Below are 13432 nucleotides of genomic sequence, written 5' to 3' on the forward strand. Positions count from 1 at the left end.
CACGGCGCCGTACAGCCCGGCGGGGTCGTGCTTCGGCGCCACGGCGGCGAGTGCCTCCAGCAGCCGGCAGCGGGCGGCGTCGGCGAGCGAGCCGTCCGCCAGCAGCCGGCGCAGCGCGGCGGCGGAGCGGGTGTCCTCGTGCGCGTACGTCCGGCGCTCCCAGGCGGTGGGCTCGGTCCACGCGGTCAGCGCCTCGACGAGCAGGTCGTCGGGGCCGTGCCGCTCGGCGACGGCATTGGCGCGGGCGCGGACGCCCTGCGCCTCGACGACCGCGCCGCCGCGGGCCCGCGCCTGCAGCTGCAACCCGAGCAGGGCGACGAGCCGGGCGGGGGTGTCCTCGCCGGCGAACGCGGCGGGGGGGCGCTCGACGCAGGCGGCGGCCTGGGCCAGCAGTTCGGCGGCGGTGTCGTGCGCGTAACGGCGGCCGGCGAGGTCGGCGGCGCGCACGGCGTAGTCGACGGCGGTGCGGGCGGTGGCGGTGGCCGGGGCCTGGAGGTGGTGGTGGGCGATGGCGGAGACGTCGTCGGGCCGCAGCTCGCGCAGGGCGCGGCCGAGCGCGGCGTGCAGCCGGGCGCGGCGCAGGCCGCTGGTGTCGGCGTAGAGGGTGTCGCGGACGAGGGCGTGGGCGAAGCGGATACGGCCGGGGCCGGGCTCGGTGAGCAGCCCGGCGGCGAGGCCGGCGTCGAGGCCGTCGAGGACGGCGTCTTCGACGGCGGGGGTGGCGGCGGTGGCGGGTCCTTCGGCGGCCGGGTGGGCGGCGGGCGCGTGGCCGTGCGGGTACGCGGCGGGGACCGCGGGGGCGTCGCCGCCGGGGTGCGCGGGATCCGCGGGAGATCCGGCGAGCACGTGGCCGGCGGGGACGTCACCGGCGGGGGGTGCGGCCGGGCCGGCGGGTGTGCTGCCGACCCGGCCCGCGGCGGTGCCCGCGGTGGCGGCGCGGACCAGTACCTCCACGTCCGCCTCCCGGCCGGCCGCGGCGGCGAGCCGCAGGACGGACAGCGCGGCGGGCGGCAGCCGGTCGAAGCGGCGCCGCAGCACGTCGCGTACGCCGTCGGGGACGGCGCGCAGCGCGTCGGCGGTCACGGCGTCGCCGGTGAACATGCGGGCGGTCTCCTGGAGGAAGAACGGGTTGCCGCCGGTGCGTTCGGCGAGGGCGGCGGCGGTCCCGGCGTCGACGGGGGCCAGCGCGCGGACGAGCCGTACGGCGTCGGGCGGCGCGAGCCCGTCGAGCGGCAGCCGCACGGGGGCGCGGCGGGCGAGGACGGCCTGCACGGCGGCGAGGTCGCCTTCGTCCGGGCGGTGGGCGGCGACGATCAGCAGCCGGCCGGCGGGCGGGTCCTCGGCGAGGCCGGCGAGCAGCGCGAGGGTCTCGCGGTCGGCCCGGTGCAGGTCGTCGAGGAAGAGGGCGAGCGGCCGTGCGCGGGTGGCGGCGGCGAACCAGGCGCGGCAGGCGCGGTGCAGCCGGAACCGGTCGCTCGCCCGCCGCGCCTCGGCCCGCGGACCGGGGTCCAGCAGCGGCGCGAGGTCGTCGGCCAGCCCGGGGTCGGGTGGCGCGTGCCGGGCCAGCCGCCCGGCGATCTCCTCCCACGCCCAGGCCGGCGGCGCGCCCTCGGCCTCGGGGCAGCGGCCGACGGCGGTGACCCACGCCACGGCGGCGAGCCGCCGCGCGGCGGGCTCCAGCAGCCGCGACTTCCCGGCGCCGGCCTCCCCCGCCACGAGCACGAACCGCACCGCCCCGGCGAACGCCTCGCCGGCGGCCACCCCGAGCGCGGCCAGCTCGGCCTCCCGGCCGACGAAGGGCGCGGCCGCGTCGGGCGGCGGGCCGGGCAGGTGCGGCGCGGCGGCGTCGGGGGCGAGGTCTCCGTGGGACGAGGGCGGTGCGGAGGAGGGACGGACGGGGGTGGGAGCGGCGGAGGTGCGCCCGCCGCTCGTCGCCCGGACGCCACCGGGCGTGAACGGGCCGACGCGGAGGGCTTCCCAGCGGCCGTTCAGAATGGCCTCTTCCAGCGCCGTCAGCTCCGGGCCCGGCGCTATGGCCAGCTCCTCCGTCAGCTCCCGCCGCACCCGCCGCAGCGCCGCCAGCGCGTCGGCCTGGCGGCCGTCCGCCCACAGGGCCAGCACCAGCAGCCGCCAGCCCTCCTCGCGCAGCGGCTCCTCGCGGGTGAGCGCCTCCGCCTCCGCCACCGCCTCCGCGGGGCGGCCGAGGTGCAGGGTCGCGGCCGCGTGAGTCTCCCGGGCGGTCAGCCGCAGCCCGCTCAGCCGGGCGGCCTCGACCGCCGCCCACGGCGCGTCCGCGAACTCCGCGTAGGCCTCGCCGTGCCACAGCCGCAGCGCCGCCGCCGTCTCCGTGCGGGCCCGCGCCGGGTCCGCCGCGAGCAGGCCCCGCGCCCGGGTGAGCGCCCGCTCGAACCGCCAGGCGTCCACCGCCTCGTCGGGCGGCCGGAGGGCGTAGCCGGGCGGGGTGCTCACCAGCAGCCGCCCGGGGGCGCGGCGCGAGCGGCCGGGCTCCAGTTCGCGGCGCAGGTGGGAGACGTACGCCTGGAGCGAGGCGCGTGCGCTCGGCGGCGGTTCGCCGCGCCACAGGTCGTCGATCATCCGGTCCGCGGAGAGCGTCGCGCCGCGCGCGGTCAGCAGCAGCGCGAGCACGGCACGTTGTCGCGGGCCGCCGAGTTCGGCGGGGACGCCGTCGACATCGGCGGTGATCGGGCCGAGGACGCCTATCGCCACCATCGGGGAGATTTTACGTCCCGCCCGCCGCCGCCGGTGCACCGGGAAGTCCCGGGCACCGGCGGCGGTCGAACGGCACGCGACCGACCGGCCGTCAGGCACCGTCGGTCGCCGCCGGCCGGCGGGCCGGGGGCGGCCGGCCGGCGCCGTCAGCGGTCGAGGTCCCGCAGGTCGAGCCGGCGGAACTCGATGGTCTCGTACGCCCCGGAGGCCCCCGTCTCGTACAGGACGCCGACCGTCCTGCCGTTGACCTGCACCAGGTCGGAGTACGCCGCCGGCTGCGGCGACAGCGTCGTCACCTTCGTGAAGTTGCGCCCCGCGTCGTCGCTGCGCCAGACCGCCAGCTTCTCCCGCTTCGCGGGGTTCGAGGGGCCGGAGAACAGCAGCGGCGCGTGCCGCCCCGCCGGCTGCAGCACGCTCGCCTGGACGACGGGGACCTCGTTGAGGTCGGGCTGCACGGCGTACGGCCGGTCGAGGCTCGCGCCGCCGTCGCGGGAGTAGGAGTCGAGGCGGTTGCCCACGGAGGTGCCGTTCTGGTCGCGGGTGCTGAAGTACAGGCGCCCGTCGGGCAGTTCGGCGGCGATGTTCTCGTTGCTGTTGATCTCGCCCTCGTACGCGTCGTCGATGAAGCCCAGCTCCCAGGTGCGGCCGCCGTCGTCGCTGTAGATGGCGTGCGCCCCGTAGTACTTGGCCTCCCGCCCGGTGTCGGCGGAGCCGGCCGGCGGGCTGGTGGAGTGGTTGGACGGGATGACGAGCCGGCCGCGGTGCGGGCCGTGCCTGAGGGCGACGGCATGCCCGGGACCGGTCGCGTACCAGCGCCACTGCGGCAGCTTGACGTCCGCGGTGATCTCCCGCGGCGCGTCGAAGGTGCGGCCGTCGTCGGTGGAGCGCTGTACGAAGACCCGCCGGCTCTGCTCGGGCGTGACCTCGCCGCGCATGATCTCGGCCTCGGTGACCTCACCGCTGTTGTACGAGGTGACCAGCACGAGGTCGCCGGTCTTCGGGTCGACGACGGGCGCGGGGTTGCCGCGGGTGTCGCCGCCGCCGGCGGCGACGACGGACATCGGGCCCCAGGTGCAGCCGCCGTCGGCGGAACGGCGGACGACGACGTCGATGTTGCCGGTGTCCCCGGCGCCGCCGACGCGGCCCTCGGCGAAGGCGAGGAGGGTCCCGGCGGGCGTCTTGACGGTGGCGGGGATGCGGTACGTGTCGTAGCCGCCCTCGCCGGATCTGTACGGCACGGAGGACGTGCAGCGGGCCTTGCCCGCGGCCGTGGCCCCGGCGTCGGCCGCGGCCGTGCCGGGGCCGGCGGCGAGGGTGCCGAGGAGGGCGGTGGCGGAGAGGAACAGGAGGCTGGTCGCGGTGCGCATGCGTCGACTCCCCGAGTCATGGGACGTAGGAGGTGGGATGTCCGATCGCAAAACGTAGAGGGCGCGGCGGCGGGAGGCAAGACCCCGGGCCGCGGTAAAGAGCGGACCTGCGCGCGGGCGGCTGCGCGGTCGTGTGCGATCGTGGTCGCGAATCGACCTGAATGAGCATGGGAGACGGGCCGGTCGGGGGGCATGCGGCATGCATCCCGGCGCGGTCCGCACGGGCGGGCGGAGGAGGCCGGGTGGCGGAGGCGGACGTGATACGGCGGGCGCGGTTCGCCGTCGCGGCGGTGTTCGCCGCGCACGGCGCGGTCACCGGCAGCTTCGCCACCCGGGTCCCGTGGGTGCAGGACCACGCCGGGATCAGCGCCGGACAACTCGGCCTGGCGCTGGCGATGCCCGCGCTCGGCGCCGCCACGGCGATGCCGCTCGCCGGCCGCATCAGCCACACCTTCGGCGCCCGCCGCGCGCTGCGCGGGCTGATGGTGATGTGGTGTCTCGCGCTGGTGCTGCCGGCCCTGGCACCCGGGCTCGCGACGCTGTGCGCGGGCCTGTTCGTGTTCGGCGCGACGGCCGGCATGGCGGACGTCGCGATGAACGCGCTCGGCGTCGACGTCGAGCAGCGGCTCGGCCGCTCGATCATGTCCGGGCTGCACGGCATGTGGAGCGGCGGCGCGCTGGCCGGCTCCGCGGCCGGCACCGTCGCCGCGCACACCGAACTGGACGGCCGGGTGCACTTCGCGATCGCCGCCGCCGTCCTCACCGTCCTCTCGGCGGTCGCCTGCCACTGGGTGCTCCAGCCGGTCGCACGCGCCGACGAGGAGCCGCCGCCGCACTTCGCGCTGCCGCCGCGCGCCGCGCTGCTGATCGGCGCGGTCGGGTTCTGCGCGGTGTTCGCGGAGGGCGCCAGCCTGGACTGGTCGGCGGTCTACCTGCGCGACGAGATGGACTCCTCCGCCGGCCTCGCCGCCGCCTGCACCACGGGCTTCGCGCTGACGATGGCCGTGGCCCGGCTGGTGGGCGACGCGGTCGTGGAGCGTTTCGGCCCGGTGCGCACGGTGCGCGCGGGCGGGGTGCTGGCGACGCTCGGCGGGGTACTGATCGTCACCTCCGACGTCCCGGCGCAGGCGATGGCCGGGTTCGGGCTGCTGGGCCTCGGCATCGCGGTCGTCGTGCCGGTGGTCTTCGCGGCGGCGGCCCGGTCGTCCGACGCGCCGAGCCAGGCGATCGCGGGGGTGGCGACGATCATGTACGCCTCGGGGCTGATCGCCCCGGCGGCCATCGGGCAGGTCGCCGACGCGACGTCGCTGACGGTGTCGTTCGGGCTGGTGACCCTGCTGGCCACCGGGCTCGTCGCGGGCGCGGGGCTGCTGCGCGGGCAGCGCGCGGAGACGAAGGCCGGGACGCCCGGCCTACCGGATCCGGCGCCGGCGCCGCCGGCCGACCCGTAGCCGCACCGGCCCGGGGCCGCGTGCCGCGCGCGGGGCGGGCCCGTGCGCTCAGCCGACGGCCTTCGCCGCCGCGCGCCCCGCGGTCCGGCCGGAGAAGAGGCAGCCGCCGAGGAACGTGCCCTCCAGCGACCGGTATCCGTGGACCCCGCCCCCGCCGAAGCCGGCCGCCTCCCCGGCCGCGTACACGCCCGGCAGCGGCTCCCCGCCCTCGGTGAGCACCCGCGCCGACAGGTCCGTCTCCAGCCCGCCGAGGGACTTGCGGGTGAGGATGTTCAGCCGCACGGCGATGAGCGGGCCGTTCTTCGGGTCCAGGAAGCGGTGCGGGGCGGCGGCCCGGATGAGCTTGTCGCCGAGGAAGTTGCGGGCGCCGCGCAGGGCGGTGATCTGCATGTCCTTGGTGTAGGCGTTGTCGATCTCGCGGTCGCGGGCGGTGAGCGTGCGGCGCAGCGCCGCCTCGTCGATGAGCTTGTCGCCGGTCAGCTCGTTCATCCGGCGCACCAGGGTGCCGAGGTCGCGTTCGACGACGAAGTCGACGCCGTGGTCCATGAACGCCTGCACCGGCCCCGGCGCCCCGGAGCCCGCGCGGCCGAGCACGTCGCGCACGCTCTTGCCGGTCAGGTCCGGGTTCTGCTCGCTGCCGGAGAGCGTGAACTCCTTCTCGATGACCTTCTGGCTGAGCACGAACCAGGTGTAGGCGTGGCCGGACTTCATGATGTGCTCCAGCGTGCCGAGCGTGTCGAAGCCGGGGAAGAGCGGCACCGGCAGCCGGCGGCCGGTGGCGTCCAGCCACAGCGACGAGGGGCCGGGCAGGATGCGGATGCCGTGCCGGGCCCAGATGGGGTTCCAGTTCTCGATGCCCTCGGTGTAGTGCCACATCCGGTCGCGGTTGACGAGCCGGGCGCCGGCGGCCCCGGCGACGTCGAGCAGCAGCCCGTCGACGTGCGCGGGGACGCCGGAGAGCAGCTTGTCCGGCGGGGTGCCGAGCCGCTCGGGCCAGTGGGCGCGCACGAGGTCGTGGTTGCCGCCGATGCCGCCGGAGGTGATGACCACCGCCTGGGCGCGCAGCTCGAAGCCGCCGGCCACCTCCCGGCTGCTGGCGGTGCCGCGCTCGGCGTCGCTGGGTTCGAGGATCTCGCCGGTGACGGTGTCGACGGCGCCCGCGCCGCGCGCGAAGCCGGTGACGCGGTGGCGGAAGCGCAGGTCGACCCGGCCGCGCGCGGCGGCCTCGCGCACGCGCCGCTCGAAGGGCGCGACGACGCCGGGGCCGGTGCCCCAGGTGATGTGGAAGCGGGGTACGGAGTTGCCGTGGCCCTCCGCGTCGTAGCCGCCGCGCTCGGCCCAGCCGACGACGGGGAAGAACGACATGTCCATGGAGCGCAGCCACGCGCGCTTCTCGCCGGCGGCGAAGTCCACGTACGCCTCGGCCCACTTGCGCGGCCAGTGGTCCTCGTCGCGGTCGAAGCCGGCGGTGCCCAGCCAGTCCTGCCAGGCCAGCTCGCGGCTGTCGCGGATACGCAGCCGGCGCTGCTCGGGCGAGCCGACGAAGAACAGGCCGCCGAACGACCAGTGCGCCTGGCCGCCGAGCGCCTGCTCCGGCTCCTGGTCCAGCAGGATGACCTTGCGTCCGGCGTCGGCCAGCTCCGCGGTGGCGGCGAGCCCGGCGAGCCCGGCTCCGATCACGATCACGTCGGCGTCGTAGGCCATGGCTGCCCCTCCGAAGGTTACCGGTCGGTTTAGATCCTGTTGACCGCGGCCCCGCCCGTCAACCGCCGGACACGGGGCTCTTTTCCCGGCCGCGGGCGGGGTGGGTCGGCCGCGGGGCGGGCGGCGGCGTTCGGTTAGGGTCGGAGCCGTGAGCGACTCGGAGCGTCCGTCCGCCGTGCGGCTGTGGTTCTCGCCCCGGCGGCTGCGCGCCGAGGGCAGCACGCCGGACTACCGCTTCTCCCTCGCCAACGAGCGGACCTTCCTCGCGTGGGTGCGTACCGCGCTCGCGCTCGTCGGCGGCGGCATCGCCGCGGACCAGTTCCTCGACGACATGAACGCCCCCACCCGCACCGCGATCGCGGCCGTGCTGCTCGCGGGCGGCGCGTTCTGCGCGGTACGGGCCGTCAACCACTGGATCCGCTGCGAGCGGGCGATGCGCCGCGGCGAGGACCTGCCCGAGTCCCGCTTCCCCGGGCTGCTGGCCGTGGGCACGGCGGTGGCGGCGGTGGTGCTGATCGTGGCGGTGCTGGTCGGGACCGGCGGGTGAGCGACGCCCGGGACCCCGCCGCACAGCCGGAGCGGACGCGCTTCGCGTGGCGCCGCACGACGCTGGCGTTCGCCGTCGTGGTGGTGCTGGAGATGCGGCGGCTGCTGCTGGACGGCGGCTCCGCGCGCGGGTACGCGGGGCTGTCGCTGGCGCTGTGCACGTGGCTGGTGTTCCTCGCCGCCGGCCAGCGGCGGATCACCCGGCTGGCCGGCACCGCGCCGGCCGCGATGGGGCAGGGGCTCGCGCTCGGCGCGGGCCTGTGCGTGGTCGCGTTGGCGACGTCCGCCGCCGTGCTGCTCTTCTGACGCCCTCCCGACGCCGCGGACGCCGCCTATCCGGACCGCCGGTTGTCGCTTCTGCGCGGCTCCGGTGCCTTCGCCGGGTCCGTCCTAAGCTCGCAGGCAGCACCGCGCAGGCGAGAGCCGCTTTCCTGAGGGGGGACACGCGCATGCCCGTCACCGTGCCGCTGATCGTCGTCATGGGGGTGTCCGGCTGCGGCAAGACCACCGTGGGCCGGGAGCTGGCGGAGCGGCTGAACGTGCCGTACGCGGACGGCGAGGACATCCGCCGGGAGGCCGGCCTCGCCGACGCCTTCGACGAGCCGTCCGACGAGGCCGTCGCCGACTGGCTGCGCAGACGGGCCGCGAGCGGCGGCGTCGTCAGCCGGGCCGCCCTGCGCCGCCGGGACCGCGACCGGCTCGCGGCGGCCGTGCCGGGGCTGTACTTCCTGCATCTGGACGGCTCGCGGCGGCTGGTGGGCGAGCGGCTGGCGGAGCGCAAGGAGCTGTTCGTGCCGCACGACGTGCTGGACGCGCAGTTCGCGGCGCTCGAACCGCTGGCGGCCGACGAACAGGGGGCGGCGGTCGCCATCGACGGCACGCCGGCGCAGATCGTGGACCGCGCGGTCGACGCGGCCCGTACGCCGTACTGCGTGCAGCTCGCCACCGGCGTGCACGCCTACATCCAGCCGGACGGCGGCTGGTGCCTGAGCAACGCGGGCTTCGTCAGCGACGGCACGACGACACTCCTCGTCGACACCGCCGCCACCGAGCGCCGCGCGCGGCTGCTGCGCGAGGCGGTGCTGGCCAGCGGGGCGCCCGACCCGGCGCTCGTGGTCAACACCCACCACCACGGGGACCACACGTACGGCAACGGCGTCTTCGCCCCCGCCACGGTCGTCGGGCACGCGGCCTGCCGGCAGCAGGTGCTCGCCGCCGGCCGCCATCTGGAGCTGGTGTGGCCGGAGGTGGAGTACGGGGACGTGCGGCTGCGGGCGCCGGACATGACGTACACGGAGTCGATGACGCTCACCGCGGGCGGCGCGGAGGTGCGGCTGCTGCACCCGGGACCGGCGCACACGGTCGGCGACACGGTGGTGTGGCTGCCGGAGCAGCGGATCGTCTTCGCCGGCGACATAGCGCTGTGCGGCGGGACGCCGTTCGTCGCGTTCGGCTCGCTCGGCGGGTCGCTGCGGGCGCTGGAGCGGCTGCGGTCGCTCGGCGCGGAGACGGTGGTGCCGGGGCACGGGCCGGTGACGGACCCGGGGGTGTTCGACACGGCGGAGCGGTATCTGCGGTACGTCGGCGAGCTGGCCGCGGAGGGCCGCGCGGCGGGGCGGACGCCGCTGGAGACCGCGCGGGCGGCGGACCCGGAGGCGTTCGCGGGGCTGCGCGAGCCGGAGCGGCTGGTGGCGAACCTGCACCGGGCGTACAGCGAGCTGGCCGGTGAGCCGGAGGGGCATCCGCTGGACCCGGCGGAGTACTTCGCGGACATGGCGGCGGTGAACGGCGGTGAGATGATGCCCTGCCACGCGTAGCGCCCGCCGCGGGCGCGGCGGGGCCACACCGGCGCGGGACGTCGCCGGAACGGCACCGGATCCGGCGGACGGATGTGGCCGGGAACGCGCGGAGGGCAGGCTCCGGCCCGGCCGGGCGCGTGGGCCCAGGGCCGCTTCCGCCGGCCGCGAGCGGGTCCTGTCCCCGGGGCTGGACGGCATACCGACCGGTCGGCACTATGGAGCCCGGGTCCCCGCCGCCGGACCCCCGCCGACCGCTACCCGCCGCCCCCGGAGGGACCCCGCATGAGCGACGACCACCCGCCCGGCCTCGACCTCGACGCGCTGCGCCGCCACCTCGACGCGCGGCTCCCCGGGCTCGTCCGCGGCGGGCTCAGCGCCCGGCTGATCGAGGGCGGGCGGTCCAACCTCACGTACGCGGTCACCGACGGCACCGGCACCTGGGTCGTCCGCCGCCCCCCGCTCGGCCACGTCCTCGCCACCGCGCACGACATGGGCCGCGAGCACCGCGTGCTCACCGCCCTGCACCCCACCCGGGTCCCGGTGCCGCGGACGCTGCTGCTCTGCACCGACGACGCCGTGCTCGGCGCCCCCTTCTACGTCATGGAGTTCGCCGCCGGCACGGCGTACCGCACGGCCGGGCAGCTGGCGCCGCTGGGCCCCGCGCGCACCCGCGCCGTGGTCCTCGGGCTCGTCGACACCCTCGTCGACCTGCACGCCGTCGACCCCGCCGCCGTCGGCCTCGGCGACTTCGGCCGGCCCGACGGCTTCCTGGAGCGCCAGCTGCGCCGCTGGGGCAAGCAGCTCGACGCCTCCCGCAGCCGCGAACTGCCCGGCATCGACGAGCTGCACGACGCCCTCGCCCGGGACCTGCCGCCCGCCGCCGCGCCCGCCGTCGTCCACGGCGACTACCGCCTCGACAACGTCCTCGTCGGCGCCGACGACGCCGTGACCGCCGTGCTCGACTGGGAGATGTCGACGCTCGGCGACCCGCTCGCGGACCTCGGCCTGCTCGCCATGTACAGCGCCCCGTCCGGGGCGGCCGACTCCCCCGCCCCCTCCACTGCCGCCGACGCCCCGGGCCACCCGACCGCCGCCGAGATCACCGCCCGCTACGCGGAGCGGTCCGGCCGGGACGTCTCCCGCCTGCCGTGGTACACGGCGTTCGCGTACTTCAAGCTCGCCGTGATCCTGGAAGGCATCCATTACCGCTTCACCCTCGGCCAGACCGTCGGCGACGGCTTCGACCGCATCGGCGAGGTCGTGCCCCGCTTCATCGCAGGCGGCCTCACCACCCTGGAGAAAGGCTGACCGGCCATGGACTTCGCACCCGACGCGCGCACCGAGGAGCTGCGCGAGCGCCTGCTCGCCTTCATGGCCGGGCACGTCTATCCGGCGGAGCCCGTCGCCGCCGCGCAGGTCGCCGGGCAGGACGACCCGTGGGCGCACCCGCCGGTCGTGCACGAGCTGCGCGCCGAGGCGCGCCGGCAGGGGCTGTGGAACCTCTTCCTCCCCGACGACACGTACGGCGCGGGCCTGACGAACCTGCAGTACGCGCCGCTCGCCGAGATCACCGGCCGGAGCCCCCACCTCGCGCCGCTGGCCCTCAACTGCAGCGCACCGGACACCGGGAACATGGAGCTGCTGGCCCAGTTCGGCTCCGCCGAGCAGCGCAGGCGGTGGCTGGAGCCGCTGCTGGACGGCGGCATCCGGTCCGCGTTCGCGATGACCGAGCCGGGCGTCGCCTCCTCCGACGCCACGAACGTCGAGACCCGTATCGAGCGGGACGGCGACTCGTACGTCGTCAACGGCCGCAAGTGGTACATCTCGGGGGCGATGAACCCGGACTGCGCCGTGTTCATCGTCATGGGCAAGACCGACCCGCACGGCGCGGACGTCCGGCGCCAGCAGTCCATGGTCCTCGTCCCGCGCGACACCCCCGGGCTGACGGTCCGCCGCGCCATGCAGGTCTACGGCTTCGAGGACCGGCTGCACGGCGGGCACGCCGAGATCGTGCTCGACGACGTACGGGTCCCGGCGGCGCACCTGATCGGCGAGGAGGGCGGCGGCTTCGCCATCGCGCAGGCGCGGCTCGGGCCGGGCCGCATCCACCACTGCATGCGGCTCATCGGGATGGCGGAGCGGGCGATCGAGCTGATGTGCCGGCGGGCGGTGGACCGCTCGGCGTTCGGGAAGGAACTGGCGCGGCAGGGCGTGGTGCAGACGTGGATCGCGGACGCGCGGGTGTCGGTGGAGCAGCTGCGGCTGCTGGTGCTGAAGACCGCGTGGCTGATGGACACGGTCGGCAACCGCGGGGCGCACACGGAGATCCAGGCCATCAAGATCGCCGTGCCGCGCGAGGTCGTCGGCATCCTGGACCGCGCGGTGCAGCTGCACGGCGCCGCGGGCGTCAGCCAGGACACGCCGCTGGCCGAGCTGTGGGCGGGGGCGCGCACGCTGCGGCTGGCGGACGGGCCGGACGAGGTGCACCAGCGGTCGCTGGCGCTGCGCGAGCTGCGGAAGTACGCGGCGTAGCCGTACGGGCGGCAGGGGCCGTGCGGTCGAGGGGGCCGTACCGGCCGGGCGGCCGGGTGCTACGGGCGCAGGGCGCGCAGCAGCAGGTCCGCCAGGTGGTCGGCGACCTCCCGCGCCGACAGCGGCCCGTCCGGGCGGTACCAGCTGCCCAGGTGGTGCACCGCGCCGAAGTGGTAGTCCACCACCAGGTCGGCCGGGGTCGCCGCGGAGAAGACGCCCGCGGCCTGGCCCTCCTCGATCAGGCCGCGGAAGCGCTCGTGGTAGCGCCGCCGCTCCGCCCGCACCTCCTTCAGCTTCTGCGGGCCCAGCATGTGCATCGAGCGGAAGAAGATGAGCGCGTCGTCGTGGTTGGCGATGGTGGTGACGACGACGTCCGCCGCGGCCTCCCGCAGCCGCTGCTCGACCGGGGCGTCGAGGGAGGCGTAGCGGTCGAGGCGCTCCTGCTGGACCCGCAGGAGGCGGGCGTAGATCTCGTGCAGCAGGTCGTCCTTGGAGCCGAAGTAGTGGTAGAGGGCACCCTTGGTGACCCCCGCCGCCTCGACGATCTCCTGGACCGAGGTGCGGTCGAACCCGCGGTCCGCGAAGAGCCGCGTGGCGACGGCGAGCAGCCGCTCCGGCACCGGCCGGCTGTCGCCGCTCGTCATCCTCGCCATGGTGTGGTGCCTTTCCTCGTCGTCGGCTTCCAGTGTGCCGCCGGCGCCCCGGCCCGTACCGGCGGGACGGCGGCGCGGCGGGCCGGCCGGCGGGGCGGCCGGCGGGGCGGCCGCCTCATGCCGGTCCGCTCTCCAGGCTCTGCTGGAGGCGGTTCATGCCCGTCAGCCAGCGGTCCGGGTCGGTGGCGCGGACGGCGCTGTACCCGGCGACCTCGGGGTGCGGCAGGATCAGGAAGCGGTCCTCGGCGATGCCGGCCACGACGGCGTCGGCGACCTCCTCGGGCTCGATCGCGCCGGGGGCGAGGACGAGGTCCCCGGCGGCGCCGGTGGCGCGCAGCATGTCGGTGCGTACCCCCTGGGGGCAGACGGCGTGCACGGCGATGCCGCGGTGGCGGTACGTCAGCGACAGCCACTCGGCGAAGGCGAGCGCCGCGTGCTTGGTCACGCTGTACGGGGCCGCGCCGACCATCGACAGCAGCCCGGCGGCCGAGACGGTGGCGACGAACCGGCCCTCGCCGCGCTCCAGCCACTCCGGCAGCAGCTCGCGCGCGGCGCGCACATGGGCCATCACGTTGACGTCCCAGGCCGCCGACCACGCGTCGTCGGCGCCCCCGGCGTCGCCGCCGGTGCCGACCTCGGCGCCGCCGCAG

The 13432-nt window shown here is 76.7% G+C and carries 11 protein-coding genes and 1 pseudogene; 7 read left to right on the forward strand and 5 right to left on the reverse strand.

Translation table 11 applies throughout. The features are described from left to right. Both ABD317_RS24895 and ABD317_RS24900 read right to left on the reverse strand, forming a co-directional pair. Positions 1 to 2730 (reverse strand): ATP-binding protein (locus tag ABD317_RS24895; protein WP_344292149.1); only part of this gene is annotated, 2730 nt, incomplete at its 3' end. Between the two features lie 146 nt (positions 2731 to 2876). Continuing rightward, complete coding sequence (locus ABD317_RS24900; protein WP_344292151.1) at positions 2877 to 4097, reverse strand: sialidase family protein; 1221 nt, start codon at positions 4095 to 4097, stop codon at positions 2877 to 2879. A gap of 242 nt (positions 4098 to 4339) precedes the next feature. Between ABD317_RS24900 and ABD317_RS24905 the strand changes: the two genes are divergently transcribed. Then, entirely contained in the window at positions 4340 to 5548 is a 1209-nt protein-coding gene (locus tag ABD317_RS24905; protein ID WP_344292153.1) for an MFS transporter, read from the forward strand. Between the two features lie 48 nt (positions 5549 to 5596). On the opposite strand, the gene ABD317_RS24910 is transcribed toward ABD317_RS24905, so the two are convergent. Beyond that, positions 5597 to 7252: an FAD-binding dehydrogenase gene (locus ABD317_RS24910; RefSeq protein WP_344292155.1), complete on the reverse strand. Its 1656-nt coding sequence runs from the start codon at positions 7250 to 7252 to the stop codon at positions 5597 to 5599. Positions 7253 to 7400: 148 nt separating this feature from the next. On the opposite strand from ABD317_RS24910, the gene ABD317_RS24915 reads away from it, so the two are divergent. The 6 genes and pseudogenes from ABD317_RS24915 to ABD317_RS24940 all read left to right on the forward strand — a co-directional run bounded on the left by ABD317_RS24915 (position 7401) and on the right by ABD317_RS24940 (position 12129). Further along, entirely contained in the window at positions 7401 to 7799 is a 399-nt protein-coding gene (locus ABD317_RS24915; RefSeq protein WP_027757028.1) for a DUF202 domain-containing protein, read from the forward strand. Further along, entirely contained in the window at positions 7796 to 8104 is a 309-nt protein-coding gene (locus ABD317_RS24920; protein WP_027757027.1) for a DUF202 domain-containing protein, read from the forward strand. The genes ABD317_RS24915 and ABD317_RS24920 overlap by 4 nt, the downstream gene beginning before the upstream one ends. Before the next feature lie 173 nt (positions 8105 to 8277). Next, positions 8278 to 8403 (forward strand): annotated as a pseudogene (locus tag ABD317_RS37885) (AAA family ATPase); the annotation flags it as partial. 264 nt (positions 8404 to 8667) lie between these two features. Further along, on the forward strand, positions 8668 to 9615 hold the full coding sequence (locus ABD317_RS24930; protein ID WP_425582430.1) for an MBL fold metallo-hydrolase: 948 nt from the start codon (positions 8668 to 8670) through the stop codon (positions 9613 to 9615). A 264-nt stretch (positions 9616 to 9879) separates the two neighbouring features. After that, the gene (locus tag ABD317_RS24935) at positions 9880 to 10905 is read left to right on the forward strand and encodes a phosphotransferase family protein (protein ID WP_344292158.1); all 1026 of its coding nucleotides are present in this window, start codon (positions 9880 to 9882) and stop codon (positions 10903 to 10905) included. A 6-nt stretch (positions 10906 to 10911) separates the two neighbouring features. Next, the gene (locus ABD317_RS24940) at positions 10912 to 12129 is read left to right on the forward strand and encodes an acyl-CoA dehydrogenase family protein (protein WP_344292160.1); all 1218 of its coding nucleotides are present in this window, start codon (positions 10912 to 10914) and stop codon (positions 12127 to 12129) included. Positions 12130 to 12188: 59 nt separating this feature from the next. Here the strand turns inward: ABD317_RS24940 and ABD317_RS24945 are convergent, their stop codons facing one another. Both ABD317_RS24945 and ABD317_RS24950 read right to left on the reverse strand, forming a co-directional pair. Beyond that, the gene (locus ABD317_RS24945) at positions 12189 to 12782 is read right to left on the reverse strand and encodes a TetR/AcrR family transcriptional regulator (RefSeq protein ID WP_027757023.1); all 594 of its coding nucleotides are present in this window, start codon (positions 12780 to 12782) and stop codon (positions 12189 to 12191) included. A 115-nt stretch (positions 12783 to 12897) separates the two neighbouring features. After that, positions 12898 to 13432 (reverse strand): SDR family oxidoreductase (locus ABD317_RS24950; protein ID WP_344292163.1); only part of this gene is annotated, 535 nt, incomplete at its 5' end.

Origin of the sequence: Streptomyces synnematoformans, from assembly GCF_039531005.1 — a bacterium.
Classification (GTDB): Bacteria; Actinomycetota; Actinomycetes; order Streptomycetales; family Streptomycetaceae; genus Streptomyces; species Streptomyces synnematoformans.